This is a genomic window from Saccharopolyspora griseoalba, assembly GCF_042665275.1.
In the GTDB taxonomy this organism is placed as follows: Bacteria; Actinomycetota; Actinomycetes; order Mycobacteriales; family Pseudonocardiaceae; genus Saccharopolyspora; species Saccharopolyspora griseoalba.
Window position 1 is genome coordinate 18,653 of sequence record NZ_JBHTCJ010000005.1, and the last position, 24,805, is coordinate 43,457.

The 24,805-nt window shown below is 73.7% G+C and carries 20 protein-coding genes and 1 other RNA gene; 7 read left to right on the plus strand and 14 right to left on the minus strand.

Features of this window, described 5'->3' with window-relative positions; genetic code table 11:
- Positions 1 to 82 precede the first annotated feature (82 nt).
- The 13 genes from ACFQRI_RS11085 to cobC form a co-directional block, all read right to left on the minus strand.
- Positions 83 to 268 carry a hypothetical protein gene (locus ACFQRI_RS11085; protein WP_380667367.1) on the minus strand — a complete coding sequence of 62 codons (186 nt, stop codon included), beginning with the start codon at positions 266 to 268 and terminating at the stop codon, positions 83 to 85.
- 77 nt (positions 269 to 345) lie between these two features.
- Positions 346 to 786, minus strand: coding sequence for a hypothetical protein (locus ACFQRI_RS11090; RefSeq protein ID WP_380667369.1), 441 nt, complete (start codon positions 784 to 786; stop codon positions 346 to 348).
- Positions 787 to 829: 43 nt separating this feature from the next.
- Complete coding sequence (locus tag ACFQRI_RS11095) at positions 830 to 1,843, minus strand: C40 family peptidase (RefSeq protein ID WP_380667371.1); 1,014 nt, start codon at positions 1,841 to 1,843, stop codon at positions 830 to 832.
- A 1-nt stretch (position 1,844) separates the two neighbouring features.
- Positions 1,845 to 2,429, minus strand: a complete 585-nt coding sequence (locus ACFQRI_RS11100; protein WP_380667373.1) for a hypothetical protein — start codon at positions 2,427 to 2,429, stop codon at positions 1,845 to 1,847.
- 49 nt (positions 2,430 to 2,478) lie between these two features.
- Positions 2,479 to 4,377, minus strand: a complete 1,899-nt coding sequence (locus ACFQRI_RS11105) for a hypothetical protein (protein WP_380667375.1) — start codon at positions 4,375 to 4,377, stop codon at positions 2,479 to 2,481.
- Entirely contained in the window at positions 4,374 to 7,202 is a 2,829-nt protein-coding gene (locus tag ACFQRI_RS11110; RefSeq protein WP_380668047.1) for an ATP-binding protein, read from the minus strand. The genes ACFQRI_RS11105 and ACFQRI_RS11110 overlap by 4 nt, the downstream gene beginning before the upstream one ends.
- 37 nt (positions 7,203 to 7,239) lie before the next feature.
- Entirely contained in the window at positions 7,240 to 7,788 is a 549-nt protein-coding gene (locus ACFQRI_RS11115) for a hypothetical protein (RefSeq protein WP_380667377.1), read from the minus strand.
- Between the two features lie 6 nt (positions 7,789 to 7,794).
- A complete protein-coding gene (locus ACFQRI_RS11120; RefSeq protein WP_380667379.1) occupies positions 7,795 to 8,085 on the minus strand; it encodes a hypothetical protein in 291 nt (96 codons plus the stop codon).
- 595 nt (positions 8,086 to 8,680) lie between these two features.
- An RNA gene (rnpB, locus tag ACFQRI_RS11125) (RNase P RNA component class A) lies at positions 8,681 to 9,068 on the minus strand.
- A 112-nt stretch (positions 9,069 to 9,180) separates the two neighbouring features.
- Complete coding sequence (locus ACFQRI_RS11130; protein ID WP_380667381.1) at positions 9,181 to 10,302, minus strand: bifunctional RNase H/acid phosphatase; 1,122 nt, start codon at positions 10,300 to 10,302, stop codon at positions 9,181 to 9,183.
- On the minus strand, positions 10,299 to 11,024 hold the full coding sequence (locus ACFQRI_RS11135) for a zinc ribbon domain-containing protein (protein ID WP_380667383.1): 726 nt from the start codon (positions 11,022 to 11,024) through the stop codon (positions 10,299 to 10,301). Before ACFQRI_RS11135 ends, ACFQRI_RS11130 begins: the two co-directional genes overlap by 4 nt.
- A complete protein-coding gene (locus ACFQRI_RS11140) occupies positions 11,021 to 11,896 on the minus strand; it encodes a Nif3-like dinuclear metal center hexameric protein (RefSeq protein ID WP_380667385.1) in 876 nt (291 codons plus the stop codon). The genes ACFQRI_RS11135 and ACFQRI_RS11140 overlap by 4 nt, the downstream gene beginning before the upstream one ends.
- Positions 11,877 to 12,914 carry an Rv2231c family pyridoxal phosphate-dependent protein CobC gene (gene cobC / locus ACFQRI_RS11145; protein WP_380667387.1) on the minus strand — a complete coding sequence of 346 codons (1,038 nt, stop codon included), beginning with the start codon at positions 12,912 to 12,914 and terminating at the stop codon, positions 11,877 to 11,879. Before cobC ends, ACFQRI_RS11140 begins: the two co-directional genes overlap by 20 nt.
- A 188-nt stretch (positions 12,915 to 13,102) precedes the next feature.
- Here cobC and ACFQRI_RS11150 point away from each other — a divergent pair, with 188 nt between their 5' ends.
- From ACFQRI_RS11150 to ACFQRI_RS11160, 3 genes are all read left to right on the plus strand, one after another.
- Positions 13,103 to 13,558, plus strand: a complete 456-nt coding sequence (locus ACFQRI_RS11150) for a low molecular weight protein-tyrosine-phosphatase (RefSeq protein ID WP_380667389.1) — start codon at positions 13,103 to 13,105, stop codon at positions 13,556 to 13,558.
- Positions 13,555 to 14,415, plus strand: a complete 861-nt coding sequence (locus ACFQRI_RS11155) for a fructosamine kinase family protein (protein ID WP_380667391.1) — start codon at positions 13,555 to 13,557, stop codon at positions 14,413 to 14,415. The genes ACFQRI_RS11150 and ACFQRI_RS11155 overlap by 4 nt, the downstream gene beginning before the upstream one ends.
- 64 nt (positions 14,416 to 14,479) lie before the next feature.
- Positions 14,480 to 15,337 carry an SURF1 family cytochrome oxidase biogenesis protein gene (locus tag ACFQRI_RS11160; RefSeq protein ID WP_380667393.1) on the plus strand — a complete coding sequence of 286 codons (858 nt, stop codon included), beginning with the start codon at positions 14,480 to 14,482 and terminating at the stop codon, positions 15,335 to 15,337.
- 38 nt (positions 15,338 to 15,375) lie between these two features.
- On the opposite strand, the gene ACFQRI_RS11165 is transcribed toward ACFQRI_RS11160, so the two are convergent.
- Positions 15,376 to 16,323, minus strand: coding sequence for a cobalamin biosynthesis protein (locus ACFQRI_RS11165; RefSeq protein ID WP_380667395.1), 948 nt, complete (start codon positions 16,321 to 16,323; stop codon positions 15,376 to 15,378).
- A gap of 112 nt (positions 16,324 to 16,435) precedes the next feature.
- Between ACFQRI_RS11165 and ACFQRI_RS11170 the strand changes: the two genes are divergently transcribed.
- The 4 genes from ACFQRI_RS11170 to ACFQRI_RS11185 all read left to right on the plus strand — a co-directional run bounded on the left by ACFQRI_RS11170 (position 16,436) and on the right by ACFQRI_RS11185 (position 24,769).
- Positions 16,436 to 18,058, plus strand: a complete 1,623-nt coding sequence (locus ACFQRI_RS11170) for a DUF2397 domain-containing protein (RefSeq protein ID WP_380667397.1) — start codon at positions 16,436 to 16,438, stop codon at positions 18,056 to 18,058.
- Positions 18,055 to 19,251: a TIGR02678 family protein gene (locus ACFQRI_RS11175; protein ID WP_380667399.1), complete on the plus strand. Its 1,197-nt coding sequence runs from the start codon at positions 18,055 to 18,057 to the stop codon at positions 19,249 to 19,251. Before ACFQRI_RS11170 ends, ACFQRI_RS11175 begins: the two co-directional genes overlap by 4 nt.
- Positions 19,248 to 23,369, plus strand: a complete 4,122-nt coding sequence (locus ACFQRI_RS11180; protein ID WP_380667401.1) for a TIGR02680 family protein — start codon at positions 19,248 to 19,250, stop codon at positions 23,367 to 23,369. The genes ACFQRI_RS11175 and ACFQRI_RS11180 overlap by 4 nt, the downstream gene beginning before the upstream one ends.
- Before the next feature lie 194 nt (positions 23,370 to 23,563).
- Positions 23,564 to 24,769: a DUF2399 domain-containing protein gene (locus tag ACFQRI_RS11185; protein WP_380667403.1), complete on the plus strand. Its 1,206-nt coding sequence runs from the start codon at positions 23,564 to 23,566 to the stop codon at positions 24,767 to 24,769.
- Positions 24,770 to 24,805: the final 36 nt, after the last annotated feature.

A 24,805-nucleotide genomic window follows, 5' to 3' on the forward strand; every position in this document is an offset into this window, starting at 1 on the left:
GGCGGACCGCGGAGAAGTCCTGCCCCAGTTGCACGGCGACGTCGGCGTCACCCGGGAACCTCTCCACCGCCGGCACGCGAGCTCAGTCCTCGTCGTCTTTCCAGCGGTCGGCCTCGTCGGCCGCGTTGGTGCGCTGCTCGGCTATCTCCAACGCGCGGGCCGCGGTCTCCCGGTCCGGGTACGGCCCGAGGCGATCAGCGGCGCGGCACCCGGCCTTGGGCTCGACCTGCCGATGCTTGAGGCAGAAGTACCACTGTCCGCGGACCATGCGTCGAGCCTCGCACGACCACCGCGCCGCTGTCACGCGCGGCGCGTGGGATGGAGCCGAACCGAGCAACGCGATCATCACCACGCCTGCGGCGGAGGTGGGCCCGCTGCCGGGGCCTGCGGGATGGGGTCCAGACAGGACACCAGGACCTGGTGGGTCTCCGGGTCCTCGACGATGCGGCCGTCGCGCATCCGGTACTCCAGCTCCCCGTCGTCGCCGACCTCCACGGTGCAGCCGACCTCGGCGAGCTGGTCGTCGTCGAGGTTGACCAGCCGTTCGTAGCGCGACGGAACCACCTGGTAGACCGGCCAGGGGACGTGCCCGAAGGCCTGGTGGAACTCGGCGAGCAGGTTGCGCATCTGCTGCTGCCACGGCAGCGGCATCGCCTCGGCGAGCGAACGCGGTAACACCGCGTAGCTCGCGGAAACCCCGGGCGCCGACTGGTCGAGGTAGTCCCCCAGCGGGGTCGAGGAGGCGGGCGGGCCGCTCGGCCGCGGGATCGGGTCCGGCGTGAACATGATCAACCCTTCCGGGAGGTCAGTGGGCCGCCGCCATTGTCGCCTACCGCGCGCCTCCCGAGGCGGGTTCCGCGGATCCTGGCGCGTCCCCGACCGGCCGGACGACCTGCGGCAGCAGCTCGCCGCCGTCCCACATCTTCTCGATCTCCACGTTCTCGCCGGGCTGCGGCGCGTGCAGCACCTTGTTGTCGCCCAGGTACAGCGCCACGTGGTGGATTCCGTGCGGGTCCCGCCCGTGGCCCCAGAACACCAGGTCGCCCGGCTGGGCCTGGTTCAGCGGGATGTGCTGCCCGCCCTGGAAGTACTGGGTCTGCGAGTACTTCGGGATCTCGACCCCGGCGGACTTCCACGCCTGCTGGGTCAGGCCGGAGCAGTCGAAGGTGTGCGGCCCGGCCGCGCCCCACACGTAGGGCTTGCCGAGCTGTCCGCGCGCGTACTCCAGGGCCTTGGTGCCCAGCACGCTGGAGCTGGGCAGGTCCTCGCAGTCGGTCACGCCGGAGACGTTGCCCTCGACGCTGACCAGGTGCGCGGCCATCGGCTCCCAGCGGTGGTAGCGCAGCGGGAACGCCGAGCGCTCCACGCGCTGCGCCGCGGTGCCGGGCCGCATCTCCTCCCAGCCCGGGACCTCCTGCAGCACGTCGTAGAACTTGTTGATCTGGTAGTCGACATCGGTGACCTGGGCGAACGAACCCCAGCCCATGGACGGCCGCATCTGGAAGATGCCCAGCGAATCCCGGTCGCCGTGGCGCAGGTTGGCCAGGTTCGACTCGGTCTTGCCCGCCTGGATGGCGATCTGCCAGGCGCGCGGCGGCAGGTGCCGCTCCTTGCCGATCTCGATGATCCGCTTGGCGATGCCCACCGACTCCTGATCCAGGGTGCCCGCGTCGCGCTCGCCGCGACCGGCGCCGTCGCCCCACGGGCCGAGGTTGGACGAGCAGCTCGACCAGCTGGAGGACCCGCCACCGCCGAGCCCCATCAGCATGGTGGCCATCGCGCCCATGCCGATCAGACCCGCGAAGCCCCCGAGCACGAACAGGAGGACCACGAGCTTGCGCATGTCACACCTTCCCGTACTCCGCCACGCGCCAGCCGGCCTCGGTCCGGTTCAGGGTGACCACCAGCGTGCCGATGTCGGTGGGGAGCTTGACCTGCATCGACCCCTTGGTGGCCGGGCCGGAGACCATCGCCGCCCCGGTGATCGCGTTGCCCGCGTTCGCCGGGTCCACCGTGGACATCACGGTGAAGAACTCCTCGGTGGTGTAGGGCTCGAGGCCCGCCAACCACTGCTGCTTGTCGGTGCCCGGCGGGTGGTTCACCCAGGCGTCGCCCCACTTCTCGGCCACGCGCAACCCGGCCGGGTCCGGCGCGACCTGCTCGGGCGGGGTGTCCGGCACCGAGATGGTCGGCGGGGACGGCGGGTCCTCCACCACCGCCGAGCGCTGCGGCGGCAGCGTGACGCTGGTCTGCGTCCCCCCGTCGGCGACGTTCTGCGTCGGCGGTGGTTCGGGCAGCAGGAAACCGACGACCGTGGCCATCCCGGCCACCACCACCAGCGCCCCCAGCAGGTGCTTCGGCGAGCGCAGCGGCCAGCCCCACAACCTGCGATACACCGCGGCGCGGCCGCGATGTGTCCGGATCGGCATCGGTTCTCCTCAGTGCTGTCCTGCGGTCGTCCCGTCCCCGGGTCTTCCCCTACTGCTGGCCATCGGTGACCTCCAGCCCGCGGGAGGGCCGGTAGACGACGTGCACCGGGCGGCCCGAGACCACCTCCCGCTCGGCGGGACGCTGCTCGTCCGGCGCCGCCGAGCGGCCGGCTTCCATCGTGCGGGAGGGCACCACTACGGGATCTTCGTCGCTGCGGTCCCACTTGGCATCCGCCACCGGACTGGTATCCACCACCCGACTGGTGGTGCGCGCCTCCGGAAGGGCTTGCGCCCCACCGGGTCGGCGCGACGCCGAGCCCGGGGCGGGCAGGGCTCCCGCAGCGGACGGGTCCTCCGGTTCGCCGGTCGTGCGGTCCAGCCGCTCGGCGGTGGCCGGCACCGAGGGCACCTCGGCCTCCGGGCGGCGGCGCCGGGGGCGCGACTCGGCGAAGTCGCCGTCGGGGTCCATGTCCCGCACCTGCTCCCAGAAGTCGCCGTCCGCGCTGTCCGGCGGTCTCCGGCCGCGGAAGCGGGCGAAGATGCCCTGCGGCGCGCTGGGCACGGCACGTCCGACGGTGCCCACCGACAGCTCCACCATCTGGGTGATCCGCCGGAACGGCCGGGCCACCATCAGGAACACCACGGTGATCAGCGCGGCCAGCAGGATCTGGGTGAGCAGCGAGAACCCGCGGGTGGGGTCGAAGATCCAGGTCAGGATCAGCGTGTGCAGCCCGGCCAGCGCCGAGACCAGCACCACGTTGAGCACCGCCGCCCCGGCCACGCGACCGATCGCCCGCAGCAGGTTGTGGTAGACCAGCGCGACCAGGCCTATCAGCGGCCCGGCCAGGATCAGCACCCGCAGCAGCACCTGCGCGAGCAGGATCGTCAGCTTGGCCATCAGCTGGAACGAGGCGAACGCCAGCGACTGGGTCAGCGCCAGCGCGCCGTTGCCGACGCGGCTGCCGTCGATGCCCTGGAAGTAGCCGTAGGCGCTGCCCATCTTGGACGCGACGTCCTCGAACTGCTGCTTCTTGCCCTCCGGGGACCCGGCGTCCTCGCCGCGCAGCACCTCGTCCTTGCTCCAGGCCTGCGCGGCCAGCAGCTCGCCGCCGAGCTGCTTGGCCTGCGGCGAGTCCGGGCTGCCGAACTCGCCGCGCAGCCAGTTCCGGTAGACGATCTCGTCGTGCAGCATGGTGGGCAGCCGGTCGCGCTGGTCGACGCCCACCTCGGTGAGGAAGCCCGCCTGCACCGCCGACGTCCCGGTGATCACCACGTCGTCGAGGGCGTGCGTGTAGACCAGCGGGGTCAGGTAGGTCGCCGAGGCGAACCAGAGCCCGGCCAGCGCCCACATGCCGCGCTTCCCGATGGTGGCCAGGTCGCCCTGCCAGATGTAGCGGAACAGCACCACGGCCAGCACCAGCGCGACCACGCCGAACCACGGCGCGAACACGCTGGAGTACAGCGCCGAGGTGCCCGTCGAGATCAGGTCGTCGAACGGGCGCATCAGGTCGCCGTCCATCAGCGCGTAGTGCAGCGCGTTGGTGACGCCGACGACGTTCTTGGCGATGTTGAACAGCTCGTTGCCCAGCCAGGTGTCCACCATCGCGTTGGGGTGCACCACGCCCTGCGGCCCGCAGCCGAGGTCGTAGGTGTGCCAGACCAGCCCGGCGTAGCCGTACTGGTCGTAGGCGCTGCCCGCGTCGCCGACCCCGTCGAGGGCGGGATCGATCGCGCCGACCATGCCCGAACCGGGGCGCTCCGGGTTCGGCGCCTCCTTGCAGTCGAAGTCCTGCGCGGAGGCCGGGACCGCGAACAGGGCCTGCAGCGCCAGGATTCCGGCCACCAGCCCGAGAACCCGCCCGCACCGGGAACCCCCGCGGCTACCGAGCAGCCACCACACCAGCGCCGCGGCGCCCAGCGCCACCATCGCCAACAGCGCGCCGCTCACGCGTCGTCCCCACCCCGCTCGCCGCCGGGTCGGCGGGTCGAGCGCTCGGTGCCGTCATCGTGGTTGCCGATGCCGACGCTCTCCAGCTCGAACTCGTCGAACGACTCGAAATCGTCCGCGTAACCGTCCTCGTCCAGGTCCGGCTCGGGGACCCGCGAGTCGGAGTTGACGCCGTCGCCGAGCGCGGGCTGCAGCTCGCGCTGCTCGGACTCGGTGACCGACGCGGGCGTGGTGTCCAGCGCGTCCCGCAGGTGCTCCAGGTGCGGACCGGAGAAGTCGATGCGGATCTTCTCCACGCCGCCCGCGCCGTCGCCGAAGATGAACTGCCGCGGCGAGCGGTCCCGCTCGGTGGAGTTGCGCGAGGGCCCCGGCCTGCGCCCCAGCGCGGCCACGACCTGCTCGTAACCGGCGTCCACCGGGACCTTGAGCAGCCGCAGCGCGTCGGCCTGCGCCTGCTCGTCGTCCAAGCGACCGATGAACACCGAGTCCAGCAGCGAGACGAAGCCCTGGATCTTCAGGAAGTCCGCCGGGATCTGGCTGGACAGCAGCACGCGCACGTTCCACTTCCGGGAGTCGCGCGCGAAGCGGTTCATCAGCACCCGGCCGGTCGGGACCTCCGAGAGGAAGAACGCCTCGTCGATCCACACGCCCTTGCGCTCGCCCTTGGGGCGCTCGTAGATGGAGCGCTGGGTCAGCCAGGCCGCGAGGTTGAGCATCTCCACGCCCAGCGCCTCGGCGTCGGTCCAGTGCTCCCTGCCGACGCCGTCCTTGGGCAGCGTCAACCCGGCCATGGTCAGCACGGTGAGCCGGTCGTCCCGGGACTCCGAGTACGGGTCGGCGTCGTTCTCCGGGATCAGCAGCGCCATGCGCTCGCGGATCTCGTCGAGGAAGTCGGCGACGACCACCGCGTGCTCGTGGTGCTCGCTGGCGTCCCGGCGCAGCGCTTCGAAGACCATGCCCGGGTGCGCGTCCGGCCGCCCGCCGACGGCGCGGACCGCGCGCAGCAGCACGATCCGGGTCTGCGGCAGCCGCGCGACCTCGTAGGGCAGCAGTCCGGTGAGCACGTCGAGGACCAGGCGGCGCCGGGTCGCCGCGGCCAGCGCGCGCTCGCGCCGCCACCCGCGCTCCGGGTCCTCCTCGTCGACGAAGTGCTCCAGCGCGGGCTCGGCGACCACCCGGTAAGGGTTGAGGATGCCGGGCTGGGCGTTGAGCAGGTTGATGTTGCGCGCGTAGGGCTTGATCTCCGGCAGCTCGCACAGCGCGGAGAGCGGACCCGACGGGTCCAGCAGCGTCCAGTGCGCCCCGGATCGCAGCGTCTTGTAGACCGTGCCGCCGCCGAGGAAGCTCTTCCCGCCGCCGAGACCGGCCACCATCGCGGTCAGCCCGGAGGCGTCGCGGACCTCCTGGGCCATCCACGGGTCCCAGGCCACCGGGCGGCGGGTCGCGGTGCAGGTCTCGCCGAGCAGGATGCCGCGCCGGTCACCCACCTCCGCGGTCGCCTGCGGCACCGCCGAAGCCGCCCACACCACCGAGCCGCGCCGCAGGTAGGCGGCGTTGGCCAGCGGCTCGCCCGGGATGAACTCGCGGGCCATCGCGTACTGCGCCTCGGGGTGCTCGATGGCGATCTTGGGCTTGTAGAGGTCCAGTATCTGCTGGGCCAGCCGCAGCGCGTCGCGCTCGGTCGGGCCGGAGACCGCGCAGCGCCACCAGGACTTGACCCGGGTGGCCAGGGCGGTGAAGCCCGAGGTCATCTCGTCGTCGATCTCCAGCACCCGGCCCGCCTGCCGGGCCAGCGAGGTCGGCGGCTCCAGGCCGTGCTCCTCGGTGTAGTGCCGCACCTGGGAGCGCACCTTGTTCATCTGCCGCTGCAGCTCGCCGCTGACGTCCTCGGGGCGGCGCACGTAGATCCGCGCCGACCACTCCACCGGAGCGGGCAGCCGGTCGGAGTGCTGCATCCACGGGTCGTCGATCTCCGGGATCTGCAGGCCGTGCGACTGGCCCACGGTCAGCACCGCGACGTTGCGCGACACGCCGGCGTTGGAACCGGTGCGCCCGCGCACGGTCACCGTCGGCGCGTAGGGCTCCTGGTGCATGTCCGAGGCGTCGGTGAACGAGGCCAGGTCCTCGGGCTCCCACGGCGCGCCCGGCACCGCGGGCAGGTTGCGCGGCGCGGGCAGGCCCAGCGAGCAGGACCGGTGCATCAGCCAGGAGATCTCCTCGGCGGTGACCGGGCGCCCGTCCAGACCTGCCGAGCCGATCACCTGGTCGAGGTGCTCGATCTCGCTGTCCAGGGCCATCAGCTCGGCGTCGACGGCCTCCGGGAACACCTTGCGCAGCAGCGGCGCCGCGGTCTCCACCGCGCGGTCCACGACGTTGCGGGTCTGCACCTGGACGCCCAGGTAGACCTCCTTCTCCGCCATGGAGCGGCCCATCAGCTGCTGCTGCTCGCCGACCATGTAGTCGTCGAAGCTCAGCGCGCCCGAGGTGTCCGGCAGCGGCTCGCGCGAGTTGTGCACGTGCGCCTCGGCCCACATCCGGATCGGGTAGGGCCGGTTGGTGACCCGCAGGTGCATCCAGCGGCCCTGCAGCTCGGCGTACTGCCCCGCGATGGCCGCGATCAGGTCCTGGCGCTGCGAATCGGAGCGGAACGACCAGCGCTGCGAGGACAGCCGGTACCAGGCGAAGACGTCCTGGCCGGTGCGCAGCAGGTGCCCGTCGATGGAACGCGCGGCGATCGAGGGCGTGTAGCTGGGCACCGACTGCTCGTCGCCGATGCCCCTGGCGCGCTTGCGCTGCTTGGTACCGCCCTTCCTGCCCTGGCGGATCTTGCCGTTCGAGCCACGGGGGACCTGCTGTTGCTGTTCACGGCCTCGCCGGCGACCGAACACCGCGAACCTCCTTGCTACGCGTGCGCCTGGTGGGGACCGTGCCGCGGGCGGACCGGCCGGACCGCTGCGACCTCTGCGGGGTTCTCCGCTGGGACTTCTGCTGCTTGGACGACTGAGCGGGGCGTCCGCGTTGCGCCGGGCGCCCGCGCTTCTGCTTCGGCACCGGCCGCCGCGCGCGCACCCGCAGGCGGGCGGCGCTGGCGGCGCCACCTCTTCCCGAGCTCTTCTCGCGGGGCGCGGTCAGCTCCCGCGCCCACATCGCCAGCACGGCGCCCAGCGGCCGCTCGTGGGTGATCTTCGAGGTGAGTATCCGGGTGATCACGATGGTGATGATCACGGCCCAGGCGGTGGAGAAGAACCCGAAGCCGATGTTCATCCGCCGTTCGACGGCCAGCACCAGCAGGAAGACCACCAGCCCCACGCCCCAGGCGACGTAGCGCGCCCGCCAGGGGAAGGTGGCCTTGGGCGGGCCGAGCCAGACCGCGTCCACCCGGTAGATCTCGTCATCGGTGCGTATTCGCACGGGGCATCATCCGTTGGTGCTGAAGAGCTGGGCGATGAACGTGCCGATGTCGATGCCGGCGTTGGTCACCGCGATGCCGACGATGCCGAGGGCGACCAGCACACCGCCGACGCGACGCATCACGCCCGCGTTGTCGCCCTTGCCGCCGCCGAGCCACAGCAGCAGGATCGCCACGGTCAGCAGCAGCAGCGGCAGCAGGTTGTTGAGGATCCAACCGCGAATGCCTTCGGTGCCCAGTTGGGTTTGCTGCGCGAGTACGTCGAGGTGCGCCAGTGTGTCCAGCGGCATGGCGGTCATCTCTTTACCCCTGAATACGCGGAGTGTCTGCGGGCCGGTACCTCACGGGCCGGTGGTGATCCGGCACGTAGGTACGAGTAGAACATGACATGGTCACCAGAAGTAGTGGTTGCGAGCTCGGGTGTGGCGATCTCGGCCGCCCTGGCGGGGCGCCGGTCACGCCGCGAATAGACCGTTCGGACGCACCACTGCGGATGAGTTTGCGCGGAATAGGCGCCCACCAGGCCGGTTTCCGGTCGGTTTCGGGAAGCTGTTCACCCGCTCGCGAGCCCCTTCGTAACTAACCGTGATCACCACGGGGTTGAGTGGATTTCCGCACACAGCACCGAGAAGCACCCGGCCGGATCACGGGCCGTGATCCACAACCGGCGCGCGATCACGGCGCCGATCTCAGGGTAGCGGCTCCGACACGCACCGCACCGCCCAGGGCACCGCACCCCCGGATCGATCGATCAGGTGAGGTCACGGGCTCGCCGGGGGCCTCCCGAGGGGGCGAACCGCGGAGCCCGCCCCGGCCGCGAAGCGCGCGTCGATTTCCGCGAATTCGCGGCGGACGCGCGCGAAAACCGGACCAACGCGGCAAAGGAACCCGATGCGGATGAGCCGGCCTGTAAGCCGGATTCTGTTCCCAGCGACCTCGCGGTCGGCTGTTCGGTGACCATCCATCTCGACCCGCCGTCGCCGACGGGCTCGTGCGGCCTACCCGCGGACCTCGGACGAGCAGCCCTCGAACGTCCGCGCAGGCACCGGAGTGCCCTCTTGGCCTTGCTCCGGGCGGGGTTTACCGAGCCGCCCCGGTCACCCGGGGCGCTGGTGGTCTCTTACACCACCGTTTCACCCTTACCCGGCGAATCGCCGGGCGGTCTGCTTTCTGTGGCACTGTCCCGCGGGTCACCCCGGGTTGCCGTTAGCAACCGCCCTGCTCTGTGGAGTCCGGACTTTCCTCGACGGGGAGGACCCGTCGCGATCACCCGGCCGACTCATCCGCACCCGCGATTTTACCGCTGGTCACCCGACCCCCGGGAAGCGGTGCCTCCTTTCGTCGGAAGTCCCCCGCTCGCGTCGCGATGCCGGGGGACTTCCGACGAAAAGGGGTCAGGCCCAGTGCGAGATGTCGTTGACCAGCCGGACCGAGGTGTTGCGGTCCGGGTAGAACTCCACGATCGACAGCGACGCCAGGTCCAGGTGCAGCCGGTAGAACAGCTCCGGCCCCGAACCCAGGCCCATGCGCAGGAAGGACTTGATCGGGGTCACGTGGCTGACCACCACGATCGTCCTGCCCGGGTAGCGCTGCAGCAGGTCGTCGCGGGCGCCCAGGACCCGCTCGTGCACCGTCTCCAGGCTCTCCCCGTTCGGCGGCACCACCGTCGGATCACCGATCCACGCGCGGTGCAACTCCGGGTAGCGCTCGGCGGCCTCGGGGAAGGTCAGCCCGTCCCAGTCGCCGAAGTCGGTCTCCAGCAGGCCGTCGTGCAGCTCCAGCTCGCCACCGGTGGCCTCCGCGACGGCGCCCGCGGTCTGCCGGGCGCGGGTCAGCGGCGACGTGATGATCGGCGCGCCTGCCACGCCGTCCATGCCCGCGAGCCGCTTGGCCGCGGCGTCGGCCTGGCGCGCGCCGAGCTCGGTGAGCTCCACGTCCACGCGGCCGGAGTAGCGCCGGTCCACCGACATCCGGGTCTGGCCGTGCCGCAGCAGCAGCACCCGCGTCGGCTCCCCGCCGAGGTCCTGCCACCCGGAGGGCCTGCTCCGCGCCGCGGCCGCCTGCTCCCGGCCGATCTCCCCGGAGTCCGCCGGGGCGGCCGACCCGTCGGTGGCGGTGCCGTCCATGGCCTCGTTGGCCAGGCGGTCGGCGTGGGCGTTCTGGGCGCGCGGGATCCACTCGAAGCCGACCCTGCCGAACTGCGCGATCAGCTCGCGGGCCTCGGCGGCCAGCGGCTGCAGGTTGGCGTGCTTGACCTTCCAGCGCCCGGCCATCTGCTCGACGACCAGCTTGGAGTCCATCCGCACGTCGACCTCGTCGGCGCCCAGCTCGTGCGCGGCCCGCAGACCGGCGATCAAGCCCCGGTACTCGGCGACGTTGTTGGTGGTCTCGCCCAGCACCACCGCGCGCTCGGCGAGCACGGTCCCGGCGGCGTCCTTGACCACCGCACCGGCGCCGGCCGGTCCGGGATTGCCGCGCGAACCCCCGTCGGCCTCGACGAGCACCCGGGAGGTCACTGCTTCTCCCGGACCAGGATCGCGCCGCACTCCTCGCAGCGGACCACGTCGTCGGAGGCGGCCTCGCGCACCTCGTTGAGCGCGCTGCGGTCCAGCTCGATGCGGCAGGCGCCGCACCGCGAGCCCTGCAGCAGACCGGCGCCCACGCCGCGCTGCTCGCGCACCCGCTCGTAGATCTTGATCAGGTCGGCGGGCACCGACCCGACGATGCGCTCGCGGTCCTCGCGGTGGCGCTGCTCGGCCACGTCGAACTCGGCCAGCGCCTCGTCGCGGCGGGCCTGCAGCTCCTCCAGCCGCTGCTCGGCCTCGGTGACCGCCTCGCGGGACTTGGTCACGTTGGTCTCCAGCGCCTCGCGCTGCTCCATGATCTCGAGCTGCTCGTCCTCCAGCACGCCCTGCCTGCGGGCGAGGGTCTGCAGCTCGTGCTCCAGCTCCTCCTGCTGCTTGGCCGGACCGCCGGCGGCCATCAGCTCGCGATCGCGCTGCTCGCGCTTGCGGACCTGGTCGACCTCGTTCTCCAGGCGCCGGACCTCGCGGTCCAGGTCGCTGAAGGAGGTCTGGGCGACGACCAGCTCGTCGCGCTTGGCCTGCACGTCGCGTTCGGCCTCGCCGATCTGCTCGAGCTCGGGCAGCGTGCGCCTGCGGTGGGCAACCCGGTTGAGTTCCGCGTCGGCCTCGGCGAGGTCGAGCAGGCGACGTTGTGCGGCGGGGTCGGCTTTCACGCGAGCGCCCTCCCTGGGTCGGTGGCCGCACCGGTGTGGACGGTCCACGGGTCGGTGCGGCGGGTGGAAACGAGGACTTCGACAGTATCCGGCAGCGCCGCGGCGACCACGTCGGCGGCCTGCTGGCACCAGGGCCATTCGCTGGCCCAGTGCGCCACGTCGACCAGCGCCGGCACCGACGTGCCGGGCACCTCGGCGCGGGCGATGTGCTCCCCGGCCGGGTGGTGGCGCAGGTCCGCGGTGACGTAGGCGTCCACGCCGGCGGCCGCGGCGGCGTCCAGGAAGGAGTCGCCGGAGCCGCCGCTGACCGCGACGGTCCGGATGGGCCGCTCCGGTTCGCCCGCGCCGCGCACGCCCCACGCGGTGGTGGGCAGGTTGTCGGCGACGCGCTGCACGAAGGAGCGGAAGGGTTCGGGTTCGGGCAGTTCCCCGATGCGGCCGAGCCCGGTCGCCGCGCCCTCGTGGTGCGGGGCGAGCGGCCGGTGCACGCGCAGGCCGATGGCCTCGGCGAGCGCGTCGGACACGCCGGGGTTGGCGCTGTCGGCGTTGGTGTGCGCGCAGTACAGCCCGATGCCCGCGCGGATCAGCCGGTGCACCACCCGACCCTTGTGGTCGTCGGCGGGCACCCCGTTGACGCCGCGCAGCAGCAGCGGGTGGTGCGCGACCAGCAGCTGGGCGCCGAAGTCGATGGCCTCGTCGACGGTGGCCTCGGTGGGGTCGACGCAGAACAGCACGCGCTGCACCACCGCGCCCGGGTCCCCGCACACGAGCCCGACCGCGTCCCAGCTCTCGGCCAGCTCGGTCGGGTACGCCGCTTCCAGCGAGTCGATCACGTCGCGGACGCGCACCGCTTCACCCACATTCCAATACATCGCGAAACGCCTTGACCAGCAATGAGTTCTGCTCCGGGGAGCGAACCGCGACCCGGACGTGGTCCGGCCCGAGCCCGGGGAAGGTGTCTCCCCTGCGGACCGCCACGCCGCGCTCGCGCAGCTCGCGCCGCACCCGCTCCCCTCCGGGCGCGCGCAGCAGCAGGAACGGGCCCTCGGCCGGCCCCGCGACGGACACCTCGGCCAGCTCGGCGAGCTTGCCCAGCAGGTCCGCGCGGTGCTCGGCGAACTCCTCGGCAGCGCGCTCGGACTCGGCCAGCGCCGCGGGCTCGCAGCAGGCGCGCACGGCCTCCAGCACCAGGGCGTTGACCGGCCAGTGCGGGCGCGTCCGGGTCAGCCGGCCCAGCAGCTCGGGGTCGCCGAGGGCGTAGCCCGCGCGCAGGCCGGGCAGCCCCCACATCTTGGTGAGGCTGCGCAGCACGAGCAGCCCCGGTTCGGCGCTCCCGGCAAGCGACTCGCGCTCGCCCGGCACCGCGTCGATGAAGGCCTCGTCGACCACCACGGTCCGGCCGGGCCGCAGCAGCGCGCGGATCTCGGCGGCCGGGTGCAGCACCGAGGTCGGGTTGGTCGGGTTGCCCAGCACCACCAGGTCGGCTTCCTCCGGCACCCGGTCGGCGTCGAGCCGGTGGTCGTCGAGCACGACCCGCTCGACGGGCACCTCGGCATCGCGCAGCGCCAGCTCGGGCTCGGTGAACGACGGGTGGATCAGCGCGGCCAGCCGCGGCCGCAGCGCGGGCAGCAGGGCGAAGCCCTCGGCGGCACCGGCCAGCACCGCCACCTCGTCGGGGCGCCGGCCGTGCCTGCTCGCGATCGCCTCGCGGGCGGCCAGGTCGTCGGCGGCCGACGGGTAGTGCCCGAGCCGGTCGAGCGCTGCGGCGAGCCGGTCGCGCAGCCACCGCGGCGGGCGGTCGAGCCGCACGTTCACGGCGAAGTCGACGAGCCCGCGCTCCGCATCGACGTCCCCGTGGTGGCGCAGCAGTTCCCGATCGACCTGACTCATCCCGGGCAGTCTAAACGGGACGGCCATCGGCTCACGCGCCGCGCGTGTCCCCGGGGAGCGCGCCGCGGCCCGTTCCCTCTCGTCATCAGAAGTCCCGGGCTCGCCCTGGCGACTCTTGATGAAAAGGGGAGGTCCACCTCGGCGGGCTCCGGACGCGGGCGCGGTGCCGACCCGTACCCTCGGCGGACGTGCACATCAGCTTCATCTGTACCGGGAACATCTGCCGCTCCCCCATGGCCGACCTGGTCTTCCGCGAGCACCTGCGCCGCGCCGGGCTGGACGCGCGGGTGACGGTGACCAGCGCCGGCACCGGGGCCTGGCACATCGGCGAGCCGGCCGACCCCCGCACCCAGAAGGTGCTGGCCCACCACGGCTACCCCACCGAGCACGTCGCCGCGCAGATCGGCGACCACCACCTCTCGGCCGACCTGCTGGTGGCCATGGACAACTCCCACCTGCGCGCGGTGCGCCGGATGGTCGACGACCCCGACCGGGTGCGGCTGCTGCGCTCGTTCGACCCGGACGCCGACGGCGCGGAGGTCGCCGACCCCTACTTCGGCGGGCCGAACGGCTTCGAGGACACGATGAGCATGGTCGAGGCGGCCATGCCGGGACTGCTGGACTGGGTGCGGGAGAACCTGTGAAACCGGAGCGGGCGATCGGCGAGCTCACCGGCCAGGACGTCGTCGACCTGCGGCGGCTAGCCGGCGGCGACACCGCCGCGGCCTTCGTCGCGCGGCTGGCCGACGGCCAGGAGGTCTTCGCCAAGTCCTCGCCGGGGATGCCGGGGGCCGCGGAGGCCGAGGCCGCCGGGCTGCGCTGGCTGGCCGAACCCGGCGCGGTCCCGGTGCCCGAGGTGCGCGGCGGCGACTCCGAGTGGCTGGTCATCGAGCACGTCCCGGAGTCGGCGCCGTCCCAGCGGGCGGCCGAGGAGCTCGGCGCCGGGCTGGCCCGGCTGCACGCGGCGGGTGCGCCCGCCTTCGGCGCCGCCCCGCCCGGGGGTCCGGCCGACGCGTGGATCGGGCTGGCACCGATGCGCAACGAGCCGGTCGAGGACTGGCCCACCTTCTACGCCGATCACCGCGTCGCGCCCTACGCCCGCCGCGCCCGCGACGAGGGCGCCCTGGACTCGGCGACGGCGCAGCTGCTCGATCAGGTCTGCGGCGAGCTGGACCGGATCGTGCCGGAGGAGCCGCCCGCCCGGCTGCACGGCGACCTGTGGAGCGGCAACGTGCACTGGTCCGGCGGGCGGGCCTGGCTGATCGACCCGGCGGCGCACGGCGGTCACCGGGAGACCGACTTGGCCATGCTGCACCTGTTCGGCTGCCCGCACCTCGATCGCGTGATCGCCGCCTACCAGGAGGTCGCGCCGCTGGCCGAGGGCTGGCGCGAGCGCATCGGCCTGCACCAGCTGTTCCCCCTGCTGGTGCACACCGTCCTGTTCGGCGGGGGCTACGCGAGCCAGGTGGCGCGCGCGGCCCGGTCCGCCCTCCGGGCGTGAACCGAGGTCACACTCCGCCGGGGGCTCGCAACCGCGCGCCCGCGGGGCCGCCTACCGTGGGGGCGTGCGTCTGAAGTTTCTGCTCCGCCCCCGGTGGCTCGGGTTGATCGCGCTGGTCGTGGTGTTCGCCACGCTGTGCTTCACGCTGCTCGCACCCTGGCAGTTCGGGCGCGACGCGGAGACCCAGGCGCGCAACAGCGCGATCCAGGAGTCCTTCCACACCCCGCCGAAACCCCTGGGCGAGGTGCTCCCGCCCGGGCAGCCGATCGACGTGCGCAGCGAGTGGCACGAGGTCGAGCTGCGCGGCCACTACCTCCCGCAGCAGGAGGTGCTGGGCTGGCAGCGCACCGTGCTCGGCGAGCCGGCCATCGAGGTGCTCACCCCGTTCCGGCTGCGGGACGGCCGGACGGTGCTGGTCGACCGCGGGTTCGTGCGACCGGTCCGCGGCACGCACGCCCCCGCCTTCGCGCCCGCTCCGGCCGGTGAGGTCACCGTCGTCGCCCGGGTGCGCGCCGACGAGGTCGACAGCGAGCAGCGCCCGCTGTTCGACCACGACGGGCACCGCTGGGCGTACGCGATCAACTCCGGCACGATCGGCCGGGACACCGGCGTGGACCTGCACCGGGGCTACTTCGTGCTCACCGAGGGCCAGCCGGGAGTGCTCGGCGCGCTGCCGCTGCCGCAGCTGGAGGCCGGGCCGTACTTCTCCTACGCCCTGCAGTGGATCACCTTCGGCGTGATGGCCATCGGCGCCATCGGCTACCTCATCTACTCCGAGCTGCGCCCCACCGCGACCGCCCCGTGGCAGCAGCAGCAACAGCAGACCGCGGAGAAGCCGCGGGTGCGCGGCAGGCGCAAGGACGTCGCCGCCGCCATCGCCGAGGAGGAGCGCCGCGAGGCCGAGGAACGCTCGCGCAGCTGAGCGCGGCTCCGGAACGGCGTGGCCGCGAGCGCGTCCGCTCAGCGGCGGGCCGCCGCGACGACGGCGGCCAGCGCTCCGGTGACCGTGCCGATCAGCCGGGAGAGCTCCACGCCGCGGGTCACGTCGCCGGCGTCGGCGGTGCGCCCCTCGCCCAGCATCGGACGCTGCTCGACGACGTCGCCGTAGACCGTTCGCCCGCCGAGCCGGATCTCCAGCGCACCTGCGAAGGCCGCCTCGACCTGACCGGCGTTCGGGCTCGGGTGCGCCGCGGCGTCGCGCCGCCAGGTCCGCCAGGCTCCCCCGGCCGATCCGCCGACCACCGGGGCGCAGGCCGAGGTCACCGCGGCCGCCACCCGCGAGGGCAGCAGGTTGAGCAGGTCGTCGAAGCGCGCGGCGGCCCAGCCGAACTCGCGGTAGCGCGGCGACTTGTGCCCGACCATCGCGTCGAGGGTGTTGGCCGCCCGGTAGCCCACCAGCCCGGGGATCCCGGCGAGCGCGCCCCACACCAGCGGGGCCACCACGGCGTCCGAGGTGTTCTCGGCGATCGATTCGACGGTCGCCCGGGACAGGCCGGGGCCGTCCAGGATCGCCGCGTCCCGCCCGCACAGGTTGCGCAGCCGCTCCCGGGCGGCGTCGATCTCGCCCGCGTCGAGCAGCCGGGCCATCGCCGCGCCCTCGTCGCTGAGCGAGGTGCCGCCGAGCACCGCCCAGGTCACCACGCCGGTCGTGGCCGCTTCCAGCACGGGACTGCGGCGCACGACCCGCTCGACCAGCACCCCGGCCGCGACGGTTCCGCCGACCAGCAGCCCGGTGTGCAGCGCGCCGGCCGCGCGGTGATCCCGGTGGAGCGCTCGCTCGGCTGCCTGCGCGAGCCGGCCGAACGCGGCGACCGGGTGGCCGCGCTCCGGATCGCCCAGCGCCGCGTCCGCGGCCACTCCCAGCAAGAGCCCAACCGCTCGCCCCGCGCTCACCAGCACCGCTCCCATCGCCCGAAACCGTCCTGAACGTCCCGGAAAAGCTACCGCCACCGCAGTTGTGACCGACGACCGCCCGAGCGGTGACCGGTCGTGTCCGAGCCACCGGATATCGTTGCTCCCCGTGACAGCGCCTGATCAGGAAGCAGATGTGCTGCGTGCCGGTATCGCCGGGACGCCCGCGGCGCCTGCGCGCGCTCCGGAGGAACCCGGCGACGACGGGCGCCTGCAGCTGTTCGCCTACCTGCAGGCCCAGGAGCACCGGACCTACCTGGCGATCATGCGGTTGTTCACCTCGACGCTGCTGGCCGACCTGTCGGCCGGGGAGGTCGCCGCGGCGCTGGCCGCCGCCGAGCGGGAGGGCCGCGTCGCCCCCGGCGAGTCCGACGTGGACACCGTGATCGACCGGCTCAAGCAGCTGGTGCGCTGGGGGAACCTGGTCGTCGGCAGGCGCGAGACGATCGCGTCGAGCATCGCGGAGTTCCAGCACGGCAGCGTCCGCTACCAGGTCAGCAAGCTCGCGGTGCGGGTGCAGCGCGACGTGGACGCGCTGCTGCGGGTGCCCGAGGGGGCCCGCGAGGTCTCCCGCGAGCTGCTGCCCGCGATCGACCGGGGGCTGGCCGCCATCGGCACCGCCCTGTCCGACGCGCTGACCGCCGAGAACCGCGACGCGAGCAGCAAGGCGGCCCGCCAGGCGCGGGAGCGGCTCGCCGAGCAGGTCACCACGGTCTTCCTGCAGCACGCCGAGCTGGCCGCCACGGTGCGCGACTTCTACGCCTACCTCGGCCAGGTCGTCACCCGGCACCAGCTCGCGCCGGACGAGATCTCCGGGTTCCGCAACCTGCTGGTCGAGTACATCCAGATGGTCGTCGAGGACGTGCTGCGGCACACCGAGACCATCGCGAGCTCGCTGGCCGGGCTGGGTGCGGTGCGCGGCGAGCTGCTGCGCCTGCTCGGACCGGCCGACCAGCTGGGCACCGACGTCGAGCGCGCCCGCGGACGCACCGCGGCCGACTGGCAGGAGCTCACCGACTGGTTCGTGGACGCCCCCGGCAGGCCCAGCCAGGTCGCCGCGCTGCGCGAGGCCACCGCCCGCGCGATCGGTTCGCTGCTGGCCAGCGTCAAGCGCGCCACCTCCGGCGGCGGGCTGGTGCCGGGCAGGCGCGGCGAGCTGCTCAAGCTGGCCAAGTGGTTCGACGACTCCGACGAGCGCACCTCGCACCGCCTCTACGCCGCCGCCTTCGGGCTGCACTCGGCGCGGCACCTGCAACCCGCCCCCGACTACGACACCGACAACGACAAGGTGCCCTGGCGCGACGGCCCGGTGCAGGACGTCGCGGTCAGCGTGCGCAGCCGCGGGGACCGGGGCGCGCGCGGGCGCACCTCGCGGGTGCTCGACGACCCGATGACCGAGGAGACCCTGCTGCAGGAGGCTCGCGAGGCCGACCAGCAGCGCAGCGCGGCCGTCGCCGAGCTGGCCAACGCCCGCGTGGACGAGCAGGAGCTCTCCCCCGAAGCGCTCGGGGTGCTCTGCGAGCTGCTGACCCTGGCGATGACCCAGCGCGACGGCTCCGACGACGTGGGCTCGGCGCTGGACCCGGTGCACCGGCTGCGCGTGACCATCCGCCCCGAGCCCGGCCGCGAGACCCGGATCACCAGCGCGTCGGGCGAGCTCACGCTGCGCGACACGGTCCTGGAGCTCGCCGGGGACGGCTCGGTCCCGAACCCCGAAGGAGCCGCCCGGTGATCGCGAGCTTCGAAGAGCTGCCCGACATCGACGCGGCGAACGTGGTGCGCTGCGCCCGCGTGCTGCTGCGCCGCCCGCTGCTGCGCGCCGACGGCCCGGACGGCGACCTGCTGCCGATGATCTACCGGCAGCGCACCCCGCTGCAGGACCTGTTCGCCTCGCTGCTGGGCTACCGGCTGGTGGTCGAGCGCCGCTTCGCCCGGTTGTACAAGTCGGGTCCGGGCGGCGACGCGGGACGGGGCGTGGAGCTCACCCCGCGCGGCTACGCCTACTTCGCGCTCACCCTGGCCGCGCTGACCGGCATCGGCCGCCAGGTGCTGCTGTCCCGGCTGGTCAGCGACGTGCGCGCGGCCGCGGCCGAAGCGGGCATCGAGATCGTCGACGATCCGGCCGACCGGCGGGCGCTGACCGCCGCTCTGCGGCACCTGGTGTCCATCGGCGTGATCACCGAGACCGAGGGGTCGGTCACCGCCGAGTCCTCGGCCGAGGCGCTGATCACCATCGACACCGACATGCTCGGCCAGCTGGTCGCCGGTCCGCTGGCCGAGGCGCGCGATCCCGAGCACCTCGTCGAGCTGGCCGCCCAGGCCGGTCCGCGGCAGCTGGAGCACGCGGTGCGCCGCAAGCTGGTCGAGGACCCGGTGGTGCTCTACACCGACCTCCCCGCCGGGCAGGCGAGCTGGCTGCGCGAGCACGTGGTGTCCGAATCCCGGCTGCTGGAGCGGTTCTTCGGCCTGGTCAGCGAGTGCCGCGCGGAGGGCGTGGTGGTCTGCGACCCGGAGGACTACCTCACCGACGTGGTCTTCCCCGGCCCGGGCACGGTGGCGCGCATCGCGCTGCTGGCGCTGCCCGAGCTGCTCGATCGCGCCGAACCGGACTCGGCGGGCAGGCACCCGATCGCCCGGGAGGACGTCGTCGACGTCTGCGGGCGGCTGGTCGACGACTACCCCGCGGCCTGGTCGCGCTCGGCCACCGAGGACCACCAGGACCTGGTGCGCTCGGTGCTCGCCCTGCTGACCAAGCTGGGGCTGCTGCAGGAGCGGGAGGGCGGCTGGCTGCTCAGCCCGGCCGCGCACCGCTGGCTGCCGCAGCCCGACGCCACCCCGGCGCAGACCCGGGAGCCCGATCCCCCGCCCGCGCCCGAGGAACCGGGCCTGTCATTGTTCGACGACATGGAAGAGGCACTGCCGTGAGCCAGCACAGCACCGACGCGGCCGACCACGGGCCGATCGCGGAGGTCGGCAACCGGTGGCGGCTGCACCGCGGCGGGATCGTCAACATCTGGCAGTACGCCGAGACGACCTTCGACCTCGACGGCGGCCGGGCGATCTTCCAGGGCGCCAACGGCTCCGGAAAGTCCAGGACGCTGGAGCTGCTGCTGCCGCTGTGCCTGGACGGCGATCTGCGCCAGCTCGGCTCCAAGGGGTTCGACACGGTCAGCATCCGGCGGCTGATGCTCGACGAGTACCCGGGCGGCCCGAACCGCATCGGCTACGCCTGGATCGAGCTGCGGCGCGAAACCCCCGAGGGCGGCGAGGAGTTCCTCACCTGCGGGCTCGGGGTGAAGGCCTCCAAGACCTCGCAGTCGATCAGCGACTCGTGGCGGTTCATCACCAGCCGCCGGGTCGGCTTCGACCTGCAGCTGGTGGGCCCCGACCGGGTTCCGCTCGGCTCGGCGCAGCTGCGCGACCTGCTGGGCGCGGACTGCGTGCTCGACGACCAGTCGTTCCGGGCCAAGGTCGCGGCCACCGTCTACGGCGTGCCCGCCGCGCGCTACGGCGACCTGCTGCACCTGCAGCGCACCCTGCGCAATCCGGACGTGGGCCTGAAGGTGCTGGAGGGGCAGCTCGAGCAGATCCTCTCCGACGCGCTGCCGCCGCTGGACCCCGGCTTGATCGAGCGGCTGGCGACCTCGTTCGACGACCTGGAGTCCATCCGGGAGAACATCGTCCGCCTCACCGGCGCGGACAAGGCGCTCTCGGCGTTCCTGACCACCTACTCCGGCTACGCCTTCGGCGCGCTGCGCGATCGGGCCGAGTCGATGCGCGCCGCGCGGCAGAAGCTCGGCGCGCTGCGCGAGGAGCTGGCCGGGCTGACCTCGCAGGTCGAGGGCAAGCGCGCCGACCGGGAGACCGCCGAGAGCACGATCGCCGAGCTGGAGCGGCGCGAGGGCGAGCTGGAGTCCAGCATCGACGCGCTGCGCTCCCACCCGGCCTACTCCGAGCTGCAGAACCTCCGCGACCGCGAGGCGCTGGTCGAAAGCGCCCGCGCCGCGGCCACTTCCGCGCTGGACACCGCGACCCGGCACCGGGCGCAGGAATCCCGCTCGGCCGAGTCGGTGGTCGGCCTGCTGCGCAGGCTCGCCGGCGACGCCGAGGCCGCGGGCCAGGCGGCGGCCCGCGCCGGGCAGCAGCTGAGCACCGCGGGTCTGGACGAGGCCGGCCTGTCCCGGCCGCCGCAGGTCCCGGCGGCCGAGGTCCGCACCGAGGACGAACGGGTGCGCACCTCGCCGGAGCCGGACGCGGAACCGACCGCGGTGGAGCGCTACCTCACCCCGGAGCTGGACGCCGACTCCCTGGCGCGGTCCTTCCGCGCCGTGGTGGACGCCTCCGCCCAGGCCGCCGACGGCGCGCGCGAGCGCACGGCCCTGACGATGGCGCTGCACCAGCAGGCCGAGGAGCTCGACGCCGAGCAGCGGCAGGTCACCGAGCTGCAGCGCAACGCCAGGCAGGCGCAGCTGACCGCCACCGAGTCGGCCGGGCGGCGCAACCAGGCTCACCAGGAGGTCGCCGACGCGGCAGCGGTGTGGGTCGAGCGCGCCCGCAAGTGGGCGACCGAGTGGCCGGCGGCCACCGAGCAGCCGGCACCGGAACCGCCCGCGGCCGAGGAGATCGCCAACGATCGGTCGGCCACCCGCAACGCGCGCGAGCGGGCCAGGCAGTGGGCTCGCCCGCAGCTGCACGAGGCGCGCCGGGCGGTCTCCGCCGTGGAGCAGGAGATCACCGAGCTGCGCGCGGAGTCCGCGATGCGCGAGGGCGAGCTCGCCGAGCTGCGCGCCGGGCACGAGCAGCACCCGTCCCGCCCGGAGTGGGCCGACGGCGAGCGGAACCCCGCCGAGGGCCGCGCGTTCTACGAGCTGGTGGACTTCCGGCCCGAGCTGGACGAGGCCGACCGGGCGGGCCTGGAGGCCGCCCTGCAGTCCAGCGGGCTGCTCAACGCCTGGGTCACCGCCGACGGGCGGGTCCCCGGCCTGCCCGACCTGCTCGCCGCGCCGGTCGACGCGGCGGAGGGGCCCACGCTGGCGGACCTGCTGGCCCCGGCGGCGGTCTCGGACTGCCCGGTGCCGCAGGAGCGGGTCGCCGCGCTGCTGGCCGCGGTGTCCACCGGCGGCGACGGCGCGCTGTCGGTGTCGGTGGACGGCTCCTGGCGCGCCGGGGTGCTCTCCGGCGGCTGGCGCAAGAACGCCGCCGAGTACGTGGGCGCCGGCGCGCGGGAGTCCGCGCGAGCCCGGCGCATCGCCCAGCTGGAGGACGAGCTGGCCGGGCTGCGCGAGCGGATCGGCGAGGCCGAGCGGCGCCAGCGCGAGGCCGGCGAGCACGCCGCGGCGCTGGAGCAGCACCTGGAGGCCTTCCCGGACGACGGCGAGCTGCTCACCGCGCAGGCCAAGCTGACCACCGCGATCGAGACGGCCGAGGACAACGAGCGCCAGGTCGCCCAGCTGCGCGAGCAGCACCTCGAGGTCGAGCAGCGCTGGCAGGCCGCGCGGGCCGAGCTGGTGCGCGCCGCGGGCGAGGCGGGGCTGCCGGCCGAGACCCAGGCGCTGGAGGCCGCGCACCGCGCGGCCACCGATGCCCGCGCGGCCATCGACGCCCTGCGCGAAGCCATCGAGTCCCGTTGCCTGCCCACGCTGACCGACCTGCGCGACGTCTCGCTGCACCACGACGTGGCGGTGGCCGACCGGATGGAGGCCGAGGCGCAGGCCGAGCGGCGCTGCGCCGAGTACGCCGAGCAGGCCACCGGGCTGAGCGAGCTGACCTCGGCCGTCGGCGGTGCGGCGCAGGAGATCTCGGAGAAGGTCAGCGGGCTGGAGCAGGAGCGCGCCGAGCTGCGCGAGAAGCTGCCGCAGCAGCGCGAGCGCATCTCCAGCCTGCGGGAGGCCTCGGCGCGGCTGGAGACCCAGCTGGAGAACAAGCAGGGCCAGCTGGCGGGCCGGGAGCAGGACGCGGAGGCGGCCACCGAGGCGTTCCGGCGGGCGCTGCGGATCCCGGGGCTGTGGAGCGCGGCCGAGGTCGCCGAGGAGCTGCCGGACGACCTCGACGAGGCCGCCGAGCTGGTCACCGGCGGCGACCGCAAGGGCTCCACCGAGTCCACCGTGCTCAACCGGCTGCAGACGTTGCAGCACTCGCTCAGCGGCAACTACGACATCACCGCCTCCGACCTGCACGGCCTGCTGACCGTGACGGTCACCGGAGAGGAGGGGCCGCAACCGGTCGCCGAGGCCGCCCGGCGGGTCGCCCAGCGGCTGGGCGAGCAGCAGGGCTACCTCAACGAGCGCTACCAGTCGATCTTCGCCGACTACCTGATCCGCGACCTCGCCGAGCGGCTGCGCGGGCAGATGGGCATCGCCGAGGACCTGTGCAAGCGGATGAACGAGGTGCTCGACAGGGCCCGTTCCAGCCAGGGCGTGCACGTCCAGCTGGAGTGGCAGCCCTCGGCCGCGCTCGGCGAGGACATCAAGCAGGCGATCGAGCTGGTGCGCACCCCGTTCGCCGACCGCAGCGAGGAGCAGGACGCGCTGCTCCGGCGGGTGTTCACCGACCTGATCGAGTCCGAGCGGGACAGCGCCACCGGCGGCTACGCCGAGGTCCTGGCCCGCGCGCTGGACTACCGGTCGTGGTTCGCCTTCACCGTGCGGGTGCGCGACGAGGGCCCGGACGGCAAGCCGCGGGTCCGGCGGCTGCGCCAGCTGTCCTCCGGCGAGACGCGGCTGATCAGCTACGTCACGCTGTTCGCGGCCGCGGCGGCGTTCTACGACGCGGTCAGCGTCTCCTCGGGCGGCCGAGGTCCGCTGCGGCTGGTGCTGCTCGACGAGGCCTTCGAGCGGCTGGACGACCCCACGATCGCGCGAATGCTGGGGCTGCTGGTGGATCTCGACATGGACTGGCTGATCACCTGGCCGAGCGGGTGGGGCGTGTCCCCGAAGATCCCCAAGATGCACATCTACGACGTGCTGCGTCCCCGCAGCGGCCACGGCATCGCCTGCACCCACACGACCTGGACCGGCACCGACCTGCACCGGTCGAACGCGTGACGGGCTGTTGAGGAGGTGCTCGACCTGGCGGTGCGGGTAGCGGGTTCGGAGTCCCGCACCCGAAGCAGCGGGCGACCAGGTGGGCCCTGGGGAGGGGCCGAGGTCGTTGCCGACGCAAGGGGTTCCTTGCGGGGGTGAGCGGAGCGGGTGGTTTGCTGTCGGCGGGAGGACTTTCGTTGGAACGAGGAGATGACGTGCGGGCAGTGCTGCACGAGCCCGCGCTGCAGGGGCTGTGGGCGGCGGCGAGGGAGGCGCTTGCCTCCCCGAAGCAGCCGCCGACGTTCCGGCTGGAGCTGCCCGACGACGCGGCCCGCGCGGCCGTCGGCGAGCTCTACGGGCGACCGATGTGGGGGCAGGGCACGCGGATCAGCGTGTCCAAGTTGGACGCGGCGATGCGCGAGCGGTTCGGCACCGGCCTGGCCGAGGCCCTGCGGGCCGAGGCCTCCGAGCCCGCCGCGACCGACGAGTCGGACGCGGCCGAGGTGCTGCGCCGGGCGCTGGACGACCAGGGGCTGGCCGACGAGCCGTGGGCGCAGCCGTGGATCGCCTGGGTGCTGCGCTACGGCCGGGTGGCCGCCGAGGACCTGCCGGTGGTGGCGCGGCGCTCGGCGCGGGTGCTGGCGGCGATGACGCTGCACGGGATGCCGCGGATCTGGACCTCGCGCGGCGAGCTGGCCGCGCTGACGGGCGACCCGCACCTGCTCGACGAGGGCAGCACGCCCAGCCGGATCGTGCTCAAGGCCGCCTCCCTGGCGCACGACCAGGCCGGGCCGGGCAACGAGCGGGAGCGCCGCGCGCTCTGGGAGCGCTGCGGCGTGGCGCCCGACGGCGTCGCGGACACCACGCTGACCTGGGCGCTGCCGCTGTCCGGGGACGACGCGTGGTCGGCGGGAATCCGGCAGCGCACCGAGCTCGGCCTGCCCGCGCACCTGACCCACCTGGACCTGCGCGCGGCCCCGCCGCGGCTGGTCGAGCCGGACACCGCCATCGCGATCTGCGAGCACCCGCGGGTGCTGGAAGCGGCCATCCGGGAGGGCATCCGGCACCCGATGCTGTGCCTGGCCGGCCCGCCGACCACGGCGACGCGGGCGCTGCTGGGCCGGCTGATCAGCGACGGCGCGTCGCTGCACCACCACGCCGACTTCGACTGGCGCGGGATCAGCGCGGCGAACGCGGTGCAGCAGTTCGGCGCCGAGCCGTGGCGGATGAGCGCGGCGGACTACCGCAGCGCGGTCGACCGGGCCGCGGCCCAGCGCGTCGACCTCCCCAACCTGGTCGGCTCCCCGGTCCCCACCCCCTGGGACCCGGCCCTGGCGGACCTGATGTCCACCGCGGCCCGCGCGGTCGAGGAGGAACAGCTCCTCCCCCAACTCCTCTCCGACCTCCGCACCGGCCTCTGACCCCGCCCCCGCTCCGAATTCCCTCGAACTCCGCCG